Annotated in this window: 19 protein-coding genes; 6 read left to right on the top strand and 13 right to left on the bottom strand. The window is 42.0% G+C overall.

Annotated elements, in window-relative coordinates:
* Positions 1-25: 25 nt before the first annotated feature.
* From bioB to ribD, 5 genes are all read right to left on the bottom strand, one after another.
* Entirely contained in the window at positions 26-1,027 is a 1,002-nt protein-coding gene (bioB, locus tag QWZ01_RS05145; protein ID WP_290322192.1) for a biotin synthase BioB, read from the bottom strand.
* A gap of 194 nt (positions 1,028-1,221) precedes the next feature.
* On the bottom strand, positions 1,222-2,577 hold the full coding sequence (gene mgtE / locus QWZ01_RS05140; RefSeq protein ID WP_290322190.1) for a magnesium transporter: 1,356 nt from the start codon (positions 2,575-2,577) through the stop codon (positions 1,222-1,224).
* Positions 2,578-2,793: 216 nt separating this feature from the next.
* Positions 2,794-3,408, bottom strand: a complete 615-nt coding sequence (locus tag QWZ01_RS05135) for an IMPACT family protein (protein WP_290322188.1) — start codon at positions 3,406-3,408, stop codon at positions 2,794-2,796.
* Between the two features lie 9 nt (positions 3,409-3,417).
* A complete protein-coding gene (locus QWZ01_RS05130; RefSeq protein WP_290322187.1) occupies positions 3,418-4,296 on the bottom strand; it encodes a DMT family transporter in 879 nt (292 codons plus the stop codon).
* Entirely contained in the window at positions 4,296-5,351 is a 1,056-nt protein-coding gene (gene ribD, locus QWZ01_RS05125; RefSeq protein WP_290322186.1) for a bifunctional diaminohydroxyphosphoribosylaminopyrimidine deaminase/5-amino-6-(5-phosphoribosylamino)uracil reductase RibD, read from the bottom strand. Before ribD ends, QWZ01_RS05130 begins: the two co-directional genes overlap by 1 nt.
* Positions 5,352-5,384: 33 nt before the next feature.
* On the opposite strand from ribD, the gene prmC reads away from it, so the two are divergent.
* Positions 5,385-6,281, top strand: coding sequence for a peptide chain release factor N(5)-glutamine methyltransferase (prmC, locus tag QWZ01_RS05120; protein ID WP_290322184.1), 897 nt, complete (start codon positions 5,385-5,387; stop codon positions 6,279-6,281).
* 72 nt (positions 6,282-6,353) lie between these two features.
* Here prmC and QWZ01_RS05115 read toward each other — a convergent pair whose 3' ends face one another.
* Positions 6,354-6,692: a hypothetical protein gene (locus tag QWZ01_RS05115; protein ID WP_290322182.1), complete on the bottom strand. Its 339-nt coding sequence runs from the start codon at positions 6,690-6,692 to the stop codon at positions 6,354-6,356.
* 418 nt (positions 6,693-7,110) lie between these two features.
* The gene (xerD, locus tag QWZ01_RS05110; RefSeq protein ID WP_435404562.1) at positions 7,111-8,010 is read right to left on the bottom strand and encodes a site-specific tyrosine recombinase XerD; all 900 of its coding nucleotides are present in this window, start codon (positions 8,008-8,010) and stop codon (positions 7,111-7,113) included.
* 41 nt (positions 8,011-8,051) lie between these two features.
* Between xerD and aroQ the strand changes: the two genes are divergently transcribed.
* Both aroQ and QWZ01_RS05100 read left to right on the top strand, forming a co-directional pair.
* The gene (gene aroQ / locus QWZ01_RS05105) at positions 8,052-8,471 is read left to right on the top strand and encodes a type II 3-dehydroquinate dehydratase (protein ID WP_290322178.1); all 420 of its coding nucleotides are present in this window, start codon (positions 8,052-8,054) and stop codon (positions 8,469-8,471) included.
* A 170-nt stretch (positions 8,472-8,641) separates the two neighbouring features.
* Positions 8,642-11,188: a mechanosensitive ion channel family protein gene (locus QWZ01_RS05100; protein WP_290322176.1), complete on the top strand. Its 2,547-nt coding sequence runs from the start codon at positions 8,642-8,644 to the stop codon at positions 11,186-11,188.
* Here the strand turns inward: QWZ01_RS05100 and QWZ01_RS05095 are convergent.
* Positions 11,157-12,236: a glycosyltransferase family 2 protein gene (locus tag QWZ01_RS05095; protein WP_290322175.1), complete on the bottom strand. Its 1,080-nt coding sequence runs from the start codon at positions 12,234-12,236 to the stop codon at positions 11,157-11,159. The genes QWZ01_RS05100 and QWZ01_RS05095 overlap by 32 nt on opposite strands.
* The gene (locus QWZ01_RS05090) at positions 12,233-13,117 is read right to left on the bottom strand and encodes a lysophospholipid acyltransferase family protein (protein ID WP_290322174.1); all 885 of its coding nucleotides are present in this window, start codon (positions 13,115-13,117) and stop codon (positions 12,233-12,235) included. The genes QWZ01_RS05095 and QWZ01_RS05090 overlap by 4 nt, the downstream gene beginning before the upstream one ends.
* A gap of 35 nt (positions 13,118-13,152) precedes the next feature.
* Between QWZ01_RS05090 and QWZ01_RS05085 the strand changes: the two genes are divergently transcribed.
* Together QWZ01_RS05085 and corA are read left to right on the top strand one after the other, a co-directional pair.
* On the top strand, positions 13,153-13,770 hold the full coding sequence (locus QWZ01_RS05085; RefSeq protein WP_290322173.1) for a WbqC family protein: 618 nt from the start codon (positions 13,153-13,155) through the stop codon (positions 13,768-13,770).
* Positions 13,771-14,904: a magnesium/cobalt transporter CorA gene (gene corA, locus QWZ01_RS05080; protein WP_290322172.1), complete on the top strand. Its 1,134-nt coding sequence runs from the start codon at positions 13,771-13,773 to the stop codon at positions 14,902-14,904.
* Positions 14,905-15,060: 156 nt separating this feature from the next.
* On the opposite strand, the gene msrA is transcribed toward corA, so the two are convergent.
* The 3 genes from msrA to QWZ01_RS05065 form a co-directional block, all read right to left on the bottom strand.
* The gene (gene msrA / locus QWZ01_RS05075) at positions 15,061-15,708 is read right to left on the bottom strand and encodes a peptide-methionine (S)-S-oxide reductase MsrA (RefSeq protein ID WP_290322171.1); all 648 of its coding nucleotides are present in this window, start codon (positions 15,706-15,708) and stop codon (positions 15,061-15,063) included.
* 92 nt (positions 15,709-15,800) lie between these two features.
* The gene (locus QWZ01_RS05070; RefSeq protein WP_290322169.1) at positions 15,801-16,025 is read right to left on the bottom strand and encodes a DUF3820 family protein; all 225 of its coding nucleotides are present in this window, start codon (positions 16,023-16,025) and stop codon (positions 15,801-15,803) included.
* Between the two features lie 388 nt (positions 16,026-16,413).
* On the bottom strand, positions 16,414-17,346 hold the full coding sequence (locus QWZ01_RS05065; protein WP_290322168.1) for an MBL fold metallo-hydrolase: 933 nt from the start codon (positions 17,344-17,346) through the stop codon (positions 16,414-16,416).
* A gap of 172 nt (positions 17,347-17,518) precedes the next feature.
* On the opposite strand from QWZ01_RS05065, the gene QWZ01_RS05060 reads away from it, so the two are divergent.
* Positions 17,519-17,752: a hypothetical protein gene (locus tag QWZ01_RS05060; RefSeq protein ID WP_290322166.1), complete on the top strand. Its 234-nt coding sequence runs from the start codon at positions 17,519-17,521 to the stop codon at positions 17,750-17,752.
* Between the two features lie 80 nt (positions 17,753-17,832).
* On the opposite strand, the gene QWZ01_RS05055 is transcribed toward QWZ01_RS05060, so the two are convergent.
* Complete coding sequence (locus QWZ01_RS05055; RefSeq protein ID WP_290322165.1) at positions 17,833-19,119, bottom strand: MFS transporter; 1,287 nt, start codon at positions 19,117-19,119, stop codon at positions 17,833-17,835.
* Between the last annotated feature and the right edge of the window lie 21 nt (positions 19,120-19,140).

The following is a 19,140-nucleotide window of genomic DNA, read 5'->3' as shown; positions in this document are numbered from 1 at the left end:
GATGCGTCTCTTTTTTCTTACAAGCTTATCCTGCTACTTCAGCTTCCTTAACCTCATTTGGGCGGCCGTTTTTGAAGGCTTTGCGCGGAGATAGTCCAAGCAATTCAAACATAGCCATATCGGTATCAAATGATGGGTTTGGTGTGGTCAGCAATTTTTCGCCAGCGAAAATAGAGTTGGCACCTGCCATAAAGCAGAACGCCTGCTCAACCACGCTCATTTCTGTACGGCCTGCTGATAAACGTACCACAGTTTTTGGCATAATGATGCGGGTGGTAGCTATCATACGTACCATATCCCAAACAGATACCCTTGGCTGATCGGCCAGCGGAGTTCCCTGTACAGGTACTAACGCGTTAATTGGTACAGACTCCGGGTGCTTAGGCAGGTTTGATAATGTTTTCAGCATCGAAATACGATCTTCAACCGTTTCGCCTAAACCAATGATACCGCCGCTGCATACCGAGATCTTGGCTTTACGCACATGTTTCAGGGTGTCCAGGCGCTCATCATAAGTACGGGTGGTAATGATACGCTTATAATCTTCCTCAGAGGTATCCAGATTGTGGTTGTAGGCATACAAACCAGCATCGGCCAAACGTTGAGCCTGGCTCTCGGTAAGCATACCCAGCGTGCAGCAAACTTCCATATCAAGCGCGTTTACGGCTTTTACCATGTCAATTACCTTGTCAAAATCGCGGTTATCACGAACTTCGCGCCATGCGGCACCCATGCATAAACGTGATGCGCCACCGGCTTTTGCCTTTTCGGCAGCGGCCACAACCTCATCTTTAGGCATTATGGCGTGCACATTTACACCAGTATTGTAACGCGCGGCCTGCGGACAGTAAGCACAATCTTCAGAGCAACCACCGGTTTTAATAGAGATCAGCGAGCTGATCTGCACTTCTGCATAGTCTTGATTTTCACGGTGTATGGTAGCGGCCTTGTAAACAAGGTCAAGCAATGGGGTATGGTATATCTCAGCAATTTCTTCTTTCGTCCAGTTGTATCTTACCTCAGTCATTCTGTTTCTAATTTTGATGGTTCAAATTTATAATAAAAGCTTGAATAGTGAATAGAGAGTTTAACTCCGAAAGAAATTCTAAAAAGTAAGGGAAAAATTTTAAAAACTAAATTCTAAACTCTAAAGAAAAAATCTAATGACTAAATTCTAAATCCTAACTTGTTTGGCCATTTTTTACTCACCACTCACCACTTTTAATGATGCAACAACAGCTTTGTAGCCAACCAAAGCGGCAATAAAAAGCCAATACAATCTGTAAATGTGGTTATGATGATGGATGATGCCACAGCAGGATCTATCCCTACCCTTTTCAATATGAGCGGAATGGAAGCCCCGGTTAGTCCCGCGATGATCAGATTACCTGTCATGGCTAAAAACAGCACCAGACCCAGCAGCGGGTTGGCATCATAAAAATAGGCCACCATAAATACAATAAGGCCGTTGGCGCCACCATTGATCATTCCTACTAAAAACTCTTTTAGTACGGTATTATAAGCTTGCTTGTCGGTAAGGTCACTCAGAGAGATGCGCCTTACGGTAACCGCCAGCGCTTGTGTGGCAGCATTACCACCCATACCGGCAATAATGGTCATGTAGGCTGAAATAATAGAAAGTTTGGCTACCGTTGAATCAAAATCACGGATGATTGATGCCGCCAGAAACGCGGTACCCAGGTTAATCACCAGCCATGGCAAACGGCTTTTTACCGCATCTTGCCAGTTACCACTCAGTTCCTCATCTTCAGATACACCTGATATTTTCAAGATGTCTTCCGTATTCTCCTCCTCCATTACGTCGATGATGTCATCAACCGTAACACGGCCAAGCAGCTTCATATCCTCATCCACTACGGGGATGCTGGTAAGGTTGTATTGCGAAATTAAGCGGGCTACCTCTTCCTGGTCAACATCGGCCTTTACATACACAAAGTTGGTTTGTACCAGGTTACTTACACGGGCATCGGCTTTAGCCTTGATCACTGTTTTTATTGAGAGGATGCCCTTCAGTATATCATTATCATCAACAACATATATGGTATACAGCTCCTCCATCTCTTCCGATTGATGGATGATCTCATCAAGGGCATCCTTTTTATCAAGGTTGATGTTCACCTTAATAATTTCGGAGTTCATCAAACCACCCGCCGTATCCTCGTCGTAACTTAACAGGGCGCGAATGCTGCTGGCATCTTCCTCGTCAAGATCTTTTAATATCTCGTGTTGCTGCTCTTCGTCAAGCTGCGAAATAATATCCGTTGCATCATCATAATCCAGCTCCTCCACAATCTCCGAGCGCTTTTCAGGATGCAGATTCACCAACAGTTCTTCAGGGTGATGCTCCTCGGCCATCTCGGAAATTACCTCCGACGCAATATCGGCAGGCAGGATATTAATGATCCTTTCTTTAGCCTCCTGTGGAAGTTTTTCAAACAATATGGCAATCTCAGAGGCGTGGTATCCCTGCAGAACCTTCTCTAACTCAACATCATCGCTTTCAAGAGCGGCTTTAATGCGGAGCAGGTCTGTTTTATCTATTTCAAAAGATTGCATATGCGACTAAAATAGTCATTTTATGCAGTAAGTAAGGAAATAAGATATTAGAATCAGGAGATAAGAATCAAGAAATAAGATATCGCAACCACGAGGTTGAATAAAAAAACGACTACTAACAGTTAAGACACTGGTTATCAATCGCCTTGATAAAGCCTAATCCTACACCCCGTTTTAATTCTTGTTTCTTGACTCTAATGTCTTGATTCTCTTCCCTTATAAACTACGATCATACCGTGCTTTGGCACCGCTTAGCTTGCTTATTTTAAATAAAGTTTGCTCAACCTGTGTTTTGCGGATAGAAACCTGTATGCTGCAATCGTTATCAAATTGCTGCTCCAATATGGCTAAATTATCATCTTTGATAATACGCATCACATCGTTCATTTGCAGGTAATCAAATTTGATAGTGTAAATATCATTAACGGTTTTATTGATAATAACAGCCTGGTTAATCGCCTCATCAGTAGCAACCTTATAAGCATTAATTAAACCGGGAACACCAAGCAGCGTACCGCCAAAATAGCGAACCACCACTACCAAAATATTGGTGAGATCGCGTGATAATAAAGTATTAAGTATTGGCCTGCCCGCAGTGCCCGATGGCTCCCCATCATCATTAACCCTGAACACCGATCTGTCTATACTTAAACGCATGGCCCAGCAGTGGTGATTGGCTTTGGGATGTTCGGTTTTCAGAGCGGCTACAATGCCTTTGATATCATTCTCAGAATTGATGGGATATGCATACCCCAGAAACTTGCTGCCTCGGTCGCGGAATATGCCTTCGGTGGGTTTCTCTATGGTTTTATAGGTATCGTCAAAAAGCATTAAAACACATTAAATATGAAGAAAACCCAACGTTTGCGGAAAGTAGATGACAATGATAGCTAATATGGCTACCGCAATACCTATTTTATTAAGCAGGCTCAGCTTCTCTTTAAAAATAAACATACCGATAAAGGCGCCCACCACAATTACGCCAATATTCATGGCCGAAAACACTGCCGATGGATTATTGGCCAAAGCCACATGCGCTTTAAGGTAAAACAGGATATTGCCAAAATTAGCTACTCCCAATATCCAGCCAATGAGTATATGCGGCCACGAAAAACGCGTTTTTTTAGTGGCTACCTGGTAAATAAGTCCCGTCATAGACAGGATGAACGCCAGTACAAACACCACAAATATGGTGGTGGTGAATGGCACGGTGCTAATCTTGGTAATTTGCTTTAAAAGCACATCAATAACGCCGAAGCCTACAAAAACCAGTACCAGTGAAAACCATGAAATTTTATTAACCCGGTTGCTCACCGTTTTTTGCCATGGAATTGAAAATATAATGGCCGTAAATGCCAGAACAATACCTATGATCTTCACCGCATCTTTACCCTCGCCAAATAAGAAGAAGGCCGCGAATATGGGAATAAACAATGACAGCCGCTGGGCAATATCTGTACGCACTATGCCCGCCAGCCTTACCGACGAAGCCATAATTACAAACAGCGAAGGAAACAATATACCAAGAGCCAGGTAATTATAAACCGGCAGCTCATTTATATGTGATAGCTGCGGCTTAAAAAATATCCAGGTAAGCAGTATTGCCATAGAGTAATTCCAGGTGATGGCCTGAAAAACATCAATCTGGTAGCGTTTGGCCTGTTTCAACAAAACCGAAACCACAACACTACAGCAAATACTTAAAAAAACGTATAACATTATATAATTGGCTCGTTATAAATAATTTGGAGGCGATCTTTTCCCGAAGGAAACTCCCCGGCAATTATACCGGTTATTTGTGGTGCTTTTATGCCGTTTTTTAAATTGATTTTTCCGGTAAATACCCGGGCCTCATCCCATAAACCGGCCTCTATAAAACTTTGTAACGTACGCGCCCCCCCTTCTATTATTACCGATTGTATATCCTGCAGGTATAACTGGTATAAGATATACTGAGGCACAAAGTTGTTAAAATCTTCCAGGGCTATATACTTGTTTTTGCCGTCAACATCAAACTTAACTTCGTTAAATACAAATGTATCAACCGATTGGTCAAATATATTTAAGCCTTTATCCAACTCCAGCTTCCTGTCAATCACTACACGTTTGGGCGAACGACCATCGCCGTAACGTACGTTTAAGCAGGGATTATCAATAGCGGCGGTGTTTTTACCCACCAGCACAGCATCTTCTTCACTGCGCCATTGGTGTACCAGCCTGCGCGATTCTTCGCCTGTGATCCAGAGTTGAGTATGATCTGCCGGGGCAAAAAAACCATCACTGGTTTGCGCCCATTTTAATATAATATATGGCCGGTGCTTTTGCACCTTGGTAAAAAAACGGCGATTTAACCATTTACATTCTTTTTCAAGCACACCGGTTATCACCTCAATGCCGGCAGCTTTCAATTTCTCGATGCCTTTTCCGTCAACCTGGTCAAAAGGATCGCGGCAACCTACTACTACCGTCGGTATCTGGTGTCTGATGATCAGATCGGCGCAAGGAGGCGTTTTTCCGTAATGTGCACAGGGCTCTAAAGAAACATATATAACAGATTGTTTCAGCAACTCGGCAGCATCATCAAATTTACCCATAACCTGGGCAATAGCGTTAACTTCGGCATGCGCCTGTCCGTATTTTTGATGATAGCCTTCGCCTATGATCTTACCGTCATGTACAACCACTGCGCCAACCATAGGGTTTGGACTTACCTGCCCGGCACCAAGCTGGGCAAGTTCAATGCAGCGTTGCATATATTTTTCATGATTAACCATGCTGCAAAAGTAGCTTTTATGTTACTTTGTTGCATGATTACTATTAAGGATGTTTTTGAAGATTACAAACAGCTGAAAAAGGTTTATGAACCTAACGAGATAGAAGCCATCACGCTGTTCACCATCAGCGAAATATCACAACTATCAAAAGCATCAATTAAAGCTTTTCCTGAGCGTGAACTGAGCAGCCAACAGGAAGAACAATTAAAAAACATCCTGACCCAATTGTTAACCGGCCAGCCAATACAATACATTTTGGGGGTTACCGAATTTTATGGCCTACCCTTTAAAGTGAATCCATCGGTACTTATACCCCGCCCCGAAACCGAGGAACTGGTAGAATGGATACTTTCTTCGGTAGCCGAAGGCCAAAAGCATAAAGCCGAAAGCGTTAAACAATTTACCGGAGGCATTCTGGACATAGGTACCGGCAGCGGCTGTATTGCCATCAGCCTTAAAAAGAACCTTGCTAATGCACAGGTTTCGGCTATTGATATATCTGAAACGGCTTTGCAAACCGCCAGAGAAAATGCGGTATTGAATGAGGTGGATGTGAACTTTATACATGCAGATATTTTAAACTATTATTCCACACCCCACACTTCGCCCCCCGCTCCCCAATACCATATCATAGTAAGCAATCCTCCCTATGTTACGGTGGCCGATAAAAAACAAATGCACACCAACGTTACCGACTTTGAACCGCACAGTGCCTTGTTTGTGCCTGAAGATGATCCGTTGATATTTTACCGCGCCATTGCCCATTTTGCCAAGGCAAACCTGCAGCCTGGTGGATTATTATTTTTTGAGATCAATGAAAGTTATGGCCAAGAAACAATTGAACTACTGCAAAGCATGGGCTTTACAAATACTGAGTTGAGAAAGGATATGAGTGGGCGCAATAGAATGACGAAAGCTGTAATAGGTTAGTATTACAGCTTCGCTTAGTTATTTAGTGATAAAGATTAGGGGTATAATGATAAGGTTATTTCGTGGGCCCTATTAGTTATATATGATCTGCTCTATTATTTTATAATGTTCGTATCGGCTTATATCGGTATTTACAGCCACTCTTAATTTCATCTTATTCTTTTCAAAAAGCATCTTCTTTTTAAACGAAGGCATTTGATCACTCAGCATTAAGGCCATATCTGCTTCCACCTCGGCTATGGTATCAACCGATGGTTTGAAAATTTTATCACTAATACAATACAATTGTTCAACCACGCCGTCATAACGCTCTAAAAGTATTTGAAGCATATAAGCATTAGTTACGGAATAATTTCCTAAATCGTTGAATAAAACGTTCAACTCATTTAACTCTGTGATATAACCTGACATAGTATATTAATCTTTAATTAATTATACCAATGCTAATGCCACAAGTTTTTTACAGTCATTATGATGTTTAAAACCCTGTTAACCATTAAATCGTGAGTAAAATGCACCACAAAAAGGGGAATTGTAGTTCACGAACTGGCGATGAATTACACGGTGCAACATGGTTTCCCCATTTTGTCGATATTGAATGCAGCGAAGGAGTTATCAGTGAGCTATACATCAAGATGTTAGGCATGATAAATTCTTACTCTGTCCTCTTTCCAGCGAAGTTGAAGAGAGAGCAGGCGAGCGAAGCAAGTAATTTACGCAATACAATGATCAGACTCACCCGACCATCGCTACGCTCGGTCACCCTCTCTTCGCCTACGGCGGAAAGAGGGAATATTTGTTCTGCAAAATCAACGATCCTTCCGAATCATCAATGCCGGGGATGGAACTGGCTTATAGTACTTTTCAGGTACTCCCTGTCAAGGTGGGTATAAATTTCGGTGGTGGTGATGCTTTCGTGGCCCAACATCTCCTGTATGGCGCGCAGGTCGGCGCCGCCCTCAACCAAATGTGTGGCAAAAGAGTGCCGAAAAGTATGCGGACTTATAGTTTTCTTAAGCCCCGTGAGCTCAACAAGATCTTTGATCATTAAAAAAATATAAACACGGCTCAGCCTTGCGCCCCTGCGATTCAAAAACACAATATCCTCCTCTCCTTTTTTTATGAGTAGGTGTACGCGTATGTTCTCTATCCATATCCTGAGCGCCTTTATAGCAGCGCTTCCAATGGGTACCAGCCGCTCCTTATTACCTTTACCCGTTACCTTAATAAATTCAATATCCAGGTACAGGTTGGAGAGCTTTAGTTCGGTAAGTTCAGACACGCGCAGGCCGCTGCCATAAAGCGTTTCGAGGATGGCTTTGTTGCGGGCACCTTCGGGTTTCGACAGATCAATGGCCCCTATCAGCTTATTAATATCTTCGTAACTTAACGTATCGGGAAGCTTTCGTTGTATCTTGGGCGATTCCAGCAGCTCCGACGGATCGTTCCGGATAATATCCTCCATCAGCAGGTATTTATAAAAGGCTTTGATGCCCGATAATATCCTGGCTTGTGATGATGGGATCATGCCCAGTTCATTTACCCAGACTATAAAATTCCTCAAATCACTTAAAGTAATTATTTCGGGTTTTAATTTAATTTCCTGAACCTCAGAAAACTGATATAACCTTTCTATATCTCGCCCATAAGCCTCGATAGAATTATCGGCCAGTGATTTTTCTAATTTCAAATAAGCCTTAAAACCTTTTATTGCCGAACGCCACTCCAATTTGTTACTTTTTTTAAATGATTTGTTTTAAGTTTGAACTAATGAATATACAAATTATAAACGGCCCTAATTTAAACCTGCTTGGCGTTCGCGAAAAATCAATTTATGGCAACACCAGCTTTGAGGTTTACCTTGAAGAGCTGCGCAAGCGTTATGCAAACATCACCATTAATTATTACCAAAGTAATGTTGAAGGCGAAATTATAAACAAACTGCATGAAATTGGTTTCAGTTATGACGGAATTGTATTAAATGCCGGCGCTTATACGCATACATCTATTGCCATTGCCGATGCCATTGCAGCTATTACTACCCCGGTTATTGAAGTGCATATTTCAAACGTGCATAAGCGCGAGGAGTTTAGGCATAAATCAATGCTGGCAGCAAGCTGTAAAGGTGTTATTGCTGGCTTTGGTATGGACTCGTACCGTCTGGCTATTGAAAATCTGATAATTGAATAAGAGATAAGAGCAAGAAATAATAATCAAGAGTGAAGAAATGAGAATCAAGAAATAAGAATTAAAACGAGTGGTCAGGAAAAACTTTGGTAACGATCGAATAGCAATTTCTTGATTCTTGGCTCTTATGTCTTGATTCTCATTTCTTGTGTCTAACCATCTACCACCTCCCTATGCATAAATTATTTAGAACTGCCTCGTATAGCTTATTGATCCTGATAGTTTTTTCCGGTGCTGATGCGCTGGCGCAAACAAAAAAGAAAAAATCACGCAGTGTAAGAGATTCGCTCCGGGCGGCTATACTCTCGCGCGATTCTATGATGCGGTCGCTCAAACGCTCCGATACATCAACAAATAACTTACTGCAAAAGGTTGAATATTATACATCGGCTTTTAACCAGATCAAAACCAACCTTTCAAAACAAATTGATACGGTTGGCATCAGCACCCAGCTCCCCAGTTACGAGAGGCGTGTAACGCTGATAAAACCGCTCATTGATAACGATAAATCAAGCACACTCCGTTATTTATATGCCATACGCGATATTTTAACCCGCAGTGTTGACCAGTTAGACCTTTGGCAGGATCAGCTGGCGGATATTAACTCCAAGCTGGTACAAAACCAAACCGATTTGAACGCCATCTCGCGCGATAGTGTTTTAAAGATATTACCGGCCGATAGTTCCCTGGCAACCACTTTCCTAATCCAGAAAATAGCTATCGACAGCAAGTATCATAAGCTGGATGGGATCAATAAAAAACTGATGGTTAAGATAGGCCTGTTGCAAAACCGTACCTCATCGGTATATATATCTATACTTGACCTCAAAGACCAGATAGACTTTAAGATCAGGGACTTCAGCATCCGCGCTTTCTCGGCCGAGTACAGCAATATATGGAGCATGAATGCCGATGAAGGCAGCGATTTTAAAACCGCGCTTTCGGCCACAGTTGCCATGAACACCAAGCTTTTCAGCTTTTTTGTAGGCCGCGATGTGCTTATACACCTTTCGGGATTAGTTATTTTACTGGGCTTTTGGTTTTGGGTTTATACGAGCCGTAAAAAGATCCTTAAAACCAATGATGCTGCCGACAATATATTTGATCAGGCTAAATATGTGATCAGCTATCCGCTGGTTTCATCATGTATTCTGGCGTTTACGTTGCTTCCTAATTTTTATGACCACCCGCCGGTAGTGGTGCTCGAAACATTTTTTATTATCCTGATTGTAGCCCTGCTTTACCTGGCTAAAAAAACATGCTCAAAACCCCTGTTCAATTACCTGCTACAACTGTTCATTATTACCAATATTTATTGCCTGAGCAATTTGTTTATACAGGTAACTAATGCCGATAGGGTTTTTGTATTGATACTGGGCATAGCGTCGGTTTATTTCAGTATCAGGTATTTGGCTGCGGTACGCCAAGCGCCGGATGATCACTTGCCGTACACCGGACTTGTATTAAAAGCATTTATTTTTCTTGAAACCGTTTCCATTTTATGTAATGTGTTCGGGCGTTTTAGCCTGGCCAAAATAGTTGGGGTAACGGCTATACACAGCTTGTGGCTGGCTATGGCTATGTACTACATAGTTCACATGCTGATGGAAGCCCTGTTTTTACAATTGGAAGCAAGCAAAAACAGCAACAATTTAACCTCATACATAGATTATCAACTGCTTAAAAATAAGTTCAGGAGTGTGCTCGCGGTGTTGGCCAGCCTATTATGGCTGGTAATGTTTACCCAGAACATGAATATTGAGGATGCCGTATTTACTCATATTGAAGATTTTTTAACCGCTAATCGCAGCATTGGTGGCACCAATACGCAGTTCACCTTTCAAAGCGTGATCATATTTATAGCGGTGATCTGGCTGTCGTCTATTACCTCTAAAATAGTCAGTTACCTGTACGATGTATCGGCCAAGCACAAGCATGATATGGATGTGCTGAAAAAGAAAAACCGTACCTCTACCCTGCTTATCCGTATCGGGGTTATTGCCATAGGTTTCTTTTTGGCCGTAGCGGCATCGGGCGTACCTATTGATAAAATCACCATTATTATCAGTGCCTTTGGTATAGGTATTGGTTTTGGTTTGCAAAACATTGTAAACAACCTGGTTTCGGGTTTGATACTGGCCTTTGAAAAGCCCATCCAGGTAGGCGATATTATTGAGGTAGATAGCCGCTCGGGTACCATACTTGATATTGGAATACGAGCCAGTAAAATTGCCACCAGCGACGGCGCCGAGGTTATTATCCCCAACGGCGACCTGATATCGCACCACGTAATTAACTGGACGCTAAGCAATAACAACCGTCGTGTTGAACTTATAATTGGAGCCGCCTATGGTGTAAATATTGAAAAGGTAAAAGCTTTGTTGACCAACGTGTTAACCTCACATGACGATATTATGCAAAACCCTGCACCATCGGTATTGCTGCACAATTTGAGTGAGAGCTCCGTTGATTTCAGGGTGCTTTTCTGGGCTGCTGATATTAATACCTGGACTACCCTGAAAGGCAGCGTACTTACCGATATTTATGATGCATTTAACCGTGAGGGTATTGAGATTCCTTATCCTCAGCAGGATGTGCACTTACTATTACCACCTGATAGTCCGTTGGTAAAAACACCTGTTAAAGACAAGGAAACTAAAAAGGCTAAAACCAGCTCAACAGAAGAAACTAAAGCAGATCAGACTGATCAAGATCAGTAAATTTGGTTTTCTTTTTCACGAAAAAGTTCCAGACAATACTGCCCTGGTACATGCCTTTCAGGTTTTTGCTCCGTTTGGAGTGATGGGTTTTAGGTGATGAGTTTTTGCCGCTACTCAGGTTTTTAATTCCATAAGCCGAAACCCTGATGCCAAAAATACTCAGCACAAAGTTCTGATGCGCACGGCTTACGGCCCAGGCATCTTTGCGCTTGCCTTCTGCCAAAAATCGCAGCAGGGCTAACAGATCCATCCAGAAACGCATGAGTATCACAAACAAAGCCCTGCCAAACGGAAGGTTCTTTTTGAGTAATAAGAGATTGTTCCTGAAGTTAAGGTAAGTTTTAAAGGGATTTTCCGCATTAAGGGTACCACCGCCCACATGGTAAACGGTTGATTGCGCGCAGTACATCACTTTATAGCCCATGTTTTTTAATCGCCAGCAAAGGTCAATCTCTTCCATATGGGCAAAAAAGAACTCATCAAAACCACCTGCCTCATCCCAATATTTCTTTTTGATAAACAAGGATGCACCAGATGCCCAAAACACCTCGCCAGATTGCTGGTACTGACCCAGATCGTCCTCTACCTCATAAAACATGCGGCCACGGCAAAAAGGGTATCCAAAACTGTCAATAAAACCACCGGCAGCACCAGCATGTTCAAACTGATCTTTTTGAGCGTATGACAGTAGTTTAGGAGCTGCCGTGGCTATCAAAGAATCGCTTTCCATGAGCTCAATCACTGGTTCTATCCAACCGGGTACAACCTCCACATCAGAGTTAAGGAGTATAAAATAATCGGCTTGTACCTGGCTCAGTACACGGTTATAGCCTCCTGTAAAACCATAATTATTGCCGGTTTCAATTATTTTAACTGAAGGGAAATTCTCCTTTACAAAAGCTACAGAACCATCAGTTGAGCCATTATCGCCCAGCACAATATCAAGCCCGGGCCAGGTTGAGGCCAGCACAGATGGAAGAAATTGTTTCAGGTATTTAACGCCGTTCCAGTTTAATATAACTACAGCAACTTTTGGTGTATCAATCATTTATGTTTGTCCTCCGGCTTAAACTTCCACCTCCGGTGAGACCATAGCCAATATTGCGGTTCGCGCCTGATCATGCCTTCCAGGTATTGCACGTGCTTGTCTGTTAACTCATGCTCGACAGTTTGTTTGGCGTTTTCAGTCAGCGGAACCAATGTATAAGTATAGTAGCCTCTTTTTACCCGCCTCATGTCGTAAAACACAACAGCGGCATCAATAGCCTTTGATATTTTTTCGATGCCCAAAAATACGGCAGTTGGTTGATTTAAAAAATTGGTAAAGTAATTTACTTCGTGCTGCACGGGTGTTTGGTCGCCAACCAGCACGCTTACGGTAAGTTCGTTTTTATACTCCACCATTTTACGCATAGTTTGCTTCATGGGCACAGGCTGCCCCCCAAACCTCGACCTAACCTTGATAAAAAAATCATTAAATGTGGCATTGGAGAGCGGTTTAAAAACAATCATAAACCTTTTATCGGTAACAAAGTTAAAGTTGAGCGCCGCCATTTCCCAGTTACAATAATGCCCCGCAACAGCTATGATACTTTTACCCTTGGCAAAATATTCATGCACCAGCTCAGAATTGGTAGCCACTACCCTTTTTTGAATCTGTTTTTCAGATACAGTGATCATTTTTACCGTTTCCACGATCAAATCGGCAAGGTAACGGTAGTACTTAAATTCAATATCGTGGCGTTCTTTCTCAGTTTTTTCGGGGAAGGCATTGGCCAGATTTTGCTTTACCACATCGCGGCGATAACGCGCCAGATAATAGATAATGATGAATAAAATATCAGATATGATATACAAAAACCAAAAGGGAAGTAACGATATGAGATATAAAATTAATATACCCAACCTTAAAAACCCTTTTTTTATCATTATTTTAACCAATTTTGAACACAAACATAAAATATATGATTGAAAAAGGTGCTGTATTACCTATGTTTTATCTTCCGCCGGTTGAATATTTTGTAAGATTAAATGCTTATAAACCTGATATTCTGATAGAAAGAGAAGAACATTTTCCGAAACAAACTTACCGTAACCGGGCAAACATCTATTCGCCCGAGGGCATATTGCCTTTGGTGGTGCCGGTTATAAAAGGTTCAAAAAATCATACCAAAATTACGGACGTAAAGATCAGTTATGATTTTGACTGGCAGCGCCTGCACTGGCAAAGCCTTGGTGCCTGCTACCGCCGCTCTGCTTATTTTGAGTATTATGAGGACGATTTTGCCGCGTTTTACCAAAAGCAAAAACAGATTCCCTTCCTGTTTGACTATAACGAACAGCTTTTGCAGTTACTGCTTAGGCTTACGAAAATAAAAACGGAGATAGCTTATACGGATGAATATCATGCCGAATACCCTGCCATTCCTGATTTCAGAACCTCCATTCACCCGAAAAAGGAAACTGAACTTGAACAAAAAACCTACTTTCAGGTTTTTGAAGAGCGGAAAGGCTTCCTGAAAAATCTGAGCATCGTTGATCTCTTATTCAATCAGGGCCCGCAAAGCATTAACTATTTGTAAATGGACAGCAGGATAAAGCGTGTAAAATATAAGGTACGCAAACTTGCAGGCAACGTTGGCGATAGTCCCGGGCTTATTGTAATTCCGGAAGATGCCGTAAAGCCGCATATTGCCATATTTTCATATAATAAGGATGATCTGATCATATCTGAAGGCAAAAGTATTAAAGTAATACTTGATCAGTTTAAAAAATGCGACGGCCGCGCTAAGTGGACCCACTGGATCAAGGTAAATGGCTTGGGCGATGCGGAACTGATTGAACAGATAGGTGTTCACCTGAGTATAAACCCATTGGTGCTGGAAGATATAGCCAACACTCACCAGCGCCCCAAATTTGATGAGTATGACGGCTATGCCTTCTGTACCAGCCGTATAGTACACTTTAACAAGGAGGATGAACTGATAAACAACCAGTTTTCCTGCATTATTAAAGATAACCTGATCATCAGCTTTGAGGAGGATTATCATGAACATTTTGAAGCGGTTAAAGCCCGCTTAAAAGCTGGCAAAGGTGCTATCCGTACTGCCGGGCCAGGCTATATGTGCTATGCCTTAACCGATACCATTATAGATACTTACTTTTTAATACTGGCCCATATTGGCGATAAACTTGACGCCATTGAGGATAAGGTATACTCCGATGCTGATAAAAGCATCATGTTTAATTCGCAGCAAATTAAGCGTACGCTGATCATTATACGCAGGGCGAGCTGGCCCGAGCGCGATAAGATCAACGATATGATCCGGTCCGAAAACCCGCTGATAACGTCAGAAGTTAAAGTTTTCCTGCGCGATGCCTATGATCATTGCATCCAGGCTATGGACCTCATTGAAAATTATAAAGAGGTAACCTCCAGCATCATTGATCTTTACTTATCAATGGTAAGTAACAGGATGAACGAGATTATGAAGGTGCTCACCATTATATCGGTAATTTTCATTCCCCTTACCTTCATTGCCGGTATTTATGGCATGAACTTTTCACGCCAGGATGATCATGGCCATACCATACCTGATAACATGCCCGAACTTTACTGGCGCCACGGCTATGTTTACGCCCTTATCTTCATGTTTTTAATAGCCATTATACAGGTGGTAGTATTTTGGAGAAAAGGCTGGTTTAATAAGTTGTAGGTGTTACAAATCATAACAGTCAACAAAAAACAATTGTCATCTCGAACGAGGTACGAGGAGAGATCTTATACGTGCGATACCCTGCGCGTATAAGATTTCTCACTATCGTTCGAAATGACATAATGTTAAATGGGATAAAGCACAAATTCCAATATATTAATTCCTAAACTCCGGTTTCAGATCAGCGATCATAGCTTTTCTGAATTTCAAAACTTTGGGTTCTGAAACACTTTCAATGTAAGGGTTATCGCCATGGGTTCGGTAATAGCTCTGATGATAGGTTTCGGCAGGATAAAAGTTGGTGAATGGCACTACCTGAGTTACTACAGGATTATTATAATGCTTTGATTCGTTCACTTTTTTAATGGTGGCCAGCAAAATATTCTTTTCTTCGGGAGTACGGTAAAAAGCTATAGAACGGTAATCAGTACCTTCATCGGGCCCCTGACGGTTCAGCGTGGTGGGGTCATGCGCGAAGAAAAAACCCTCTACAAGCTTTTCGTAACTTATTATTTGAGGATCGTAATAAACCTGCACTGTTTCGGCATGGTTGGTATTTTGCGAACTCACTTCCCTGTAGGTTGGGTTCTTGGTATCGCCGCCTGCATATCCTGAAATTACTTTGTTCACACCTTTAAGCTCAGACATGGCCTCGCTCATGCTCCAGAAACAGCCCCCACCAAAAGTGGCAACTGCTTCGCCTGCTTTGGGCTGTGGTAGTTTGGCAAACTTATCAGATGATTGTCCGCTGGCACAGCCAACAAACAAAAAAAGCCCTGCTATATATAACATCAACTTGTTCATGATATAATGATTTTATGTTGTTAGTCGAATATACGGCGCAATCCTTACAGGCAGATGTCAGAAAAAGGTAATCTTGAAGCGAGTCTCCTATCCTATCTTAACGACTTTTTCACTATGGTGAGTATTTCGCTGAGCCCATTAGTTTTGATCTCAAAGGTGGTTGACAACAACATGCCCATTTTGTCTTTTGTAAAACCCTTGCCGGCCATCCACTCCAGGTAACTGATAGGTATATCGGCAATGATAGTGCCTTTATATTTACCATAAGGCATCCGCATTTGTACAATATCAACAAGTATTTTCGGGTCAGGTTGCATGTTTTTCACTGTGTAAATATAGAATTTATTCCCGTTGCAGATAATTTGATGAATCGAATGGACAGCGATTTTTGGTATTAAAGGGATGACCATGATTATCCAAAATCATAGCAAAATCATTTAATCCAACAAATCTGTTTAATCCTGGTTCAGACATTTTTCTTCTGTTGCCGCTGGTTACGACTAATATTTTGTCATTGCGAGCGAAGCGTGGCAATCGCGAATTTGTCTGAACCACGATTTTGGGGATTAAGGGATTACCACGATTATAAAAAAAACTAAAATAAAATCCTTTAATCCAATAAATCAGTGTAATCCTGGTTCAGACAAATTCGCGATTGCCACGCTTCGCTCGCAATGACAAATTTTCAAACTCAAAGATTATTACTCACCTCAACTGCCGCATGATCATAAACCCGGCAAAGGCTGCAGCAAACGAAACCGCGACTTTAAATTCTGCACTGCTTACAAAGGGAGGTACATAGGTAACACCTGTTTCGTTGGTCATGGCCGGATTGTTCAGATATCTTCCGCTTGATGGCATGGCTACTTCTTCAAAATTTTCCGCGAGTTCCTGTAAGGCATCCTGTAGTTCGCGGCCACGCATAACAAGTCCATGACCCGGAGCGATGGTGCGCGGATTAACAGCTGCGATTTTACGTACCGATGCAGCGGCAGCCTCCCAGTTCATGGTAAAATATTTTGGCGGGCCGCATAATTTGCCCGTATAATTAAATACCGATATGGCCGACTCAGCTTTTGTAGTGGCCACGGCATCGCCTGCCAGCAAAACGGAACTTACCGGTAAGTATAAAGATATATGACCGGGCGAATGTCCCGGGGTTTCAATTACTTTCCAATCGGGCAATTCGGGTATCCCCTCTTCTACATCTATGGCTCTGATCCTGTGCCGGATATTTAAAGGTTTTACCGGAAAAAATACAGAGGCTAGACTCATTAATCCGCCGCCCACAAACGGATCGGGAGGTGGATATGATGACAGGCCAGTTAAGTAAGGTATTTCAAGCCGGTGAGCATATACAGGCACGTTCCAGTGTTTTAAAAGTTCGGGTAAACCGCCGGCATGGTCGCCGTGAGCATGGGTAAGTATAATTGCCGATGGCTTGGTACCCGGGCCAAACAAAGCCTCGGCCATAGCTATTATTTTGGCCGACGAGCCTTTTAATCCTGTATCTATCAAAACCCAACCCTTTGCCGAGCCGGGACGATTGGCAATCATGTATATATTAACAAACAGTAGCCTGGTGCCCCATATCCTTTGGGCTACCTGGAAATATTTTGCATTAAGTAATCGGTTCATTGTTCTGGAATTATTAACTAAACAACAAGCTGATGTTAAAAGTTTGAGTACAAACCAGTTTGAGAATATTTTTGTGAACCTCATGCAAAAACAATTGCATACCATTTTTTATAACCTAATATCAGGCAAACACAAACACCTTAAAACGTGTTAGCATATAAATTTATAGATTATGGAACAACAATTTGAAGTAACACTTACCGGCACCGACAGCTCGATTGACGGTATTGTAGAAGCAATTTCATACCCTAATTTTGCTAATGCTTATGAATTTAAATCAATAGACGGCACATTGCACCTGATCATAGCAAAAGATGCGGACGGGCAATGGATCAGGCTAACCGGTACAGAACCTTATTTATCGGGCTGGATAGATGAGTTGGCCGATCACGTTAGTAAGGCTTAAAGGATATTTAAATTCAGGGTAAAGGGGCGTTCGCAATCTCAAAACGAACACCCCGCAAATGCCCTGATAGCTATAGCCTGTTATAAATTAACAGGTTTCATTTTTGGCGATAGTAAATGCATGATAAACCACGCCAGCAAGTATGCACAACCACATATCAAGAATATAATATTGTAGCCGGTAGTTAAATGGCCTGCTTCTTTGTAAAACTCCAATATGTTGCCTACTAACAGTGGGAAAAGTATCCCACCAACTGAACCAGCCATACCCCCTATACCTACTATGGAGCTTAGCGCCCTTTTGGGGAACATATCAGATGCTGTAGTAAAAATATTTGCACTCCAGGCCTGATGTGCTGCCGCTGCCAAACTGATAAGCGCTACCGCCTGCCAGATATTAGTTGCATATTTTGCCGAAATAATGGGTAACACACATAATGCAAATATGAACATAGAGGTTTTGCGTGCCTTAAACACAGGCCATCCTTTTTTTATAAAATATGATGACAGGTATCCACCGCCAATACTACCAATTGAAGTGGCTGTATAAACCAAAATTAACGGGAGACTTGGTCTTTTAAGGTCGAGATTAAAGGTGCTTGAAAAGTAAGATGGAAGCCAGAAAAGGAAAAACCACCATATAGGATCGGTAAGAAATTTGCCGATAACAAAAGTCCACGTTTGTCTGATTCCAAAAAGCTGAACCCACTTAATTTTACTTTCATCCTTTCCCACAGCAGCGTCCAAATCACTATGAATATGGTCAAATTCTGCCTTCAATATTTTTTTATGTTTAGATGGTATCTCATAGTATATCCACCAAAATATAAGCCATATAAAACCAATGGCACCGGTAATGATAAAGGCCATTTGCCAACCATAAACACCCAATATCCAGGGCACCATAATTGGAGCAACCACCGCCCCTATATTAGCACCTGAATTAAATATACCGGTAGCCAAAGCCCGCTCCTTTTTAGGAAACCACTCCGCAACAACTTTAATGGCTGCCGGAAAGTTACCGGATTCGCCTATACCTAACGCCGCTCTTACCACTCCGAAACCAAATGTACTTTTAACAATGGCATGCAGCATGGCTGCTATGCTCCATACAATTAATGATATGGTATAACCTAATTTTGTACCTATTTTGTCAATAAAACCACCAAAGGCCAGCAACCCTATGGCATAGGCAGTTGAAAATGCCATTACGATATAGCCATAATCGGTTTCAGTCCAGTGAAATTGAATTTCTAATACAGGTTTTAATAAACCTATAACCTGCCGGTCAAGATAGTTTATAGTAGTGGCGAAAAATAGAAGTGTTACTACTACCCATCTGTAGTTGCCAACTTTGGTTTCTTTCATTATAATTGGTTTTAATTGGTT

This window comes from Mucilaginibacter aquaedulcis, from assembly GCF_030409325.1.
GTDB lineage: Bacteria > Bacteroidota > Bacteroidia > Sphingobacteriales > Sphingobacteriaceae > Mucilaginibacter > Mucilaginibacter aquaedulcis.
This window is presented reverse-complemented; position numbering and strand designations above follow the sequence as displayed.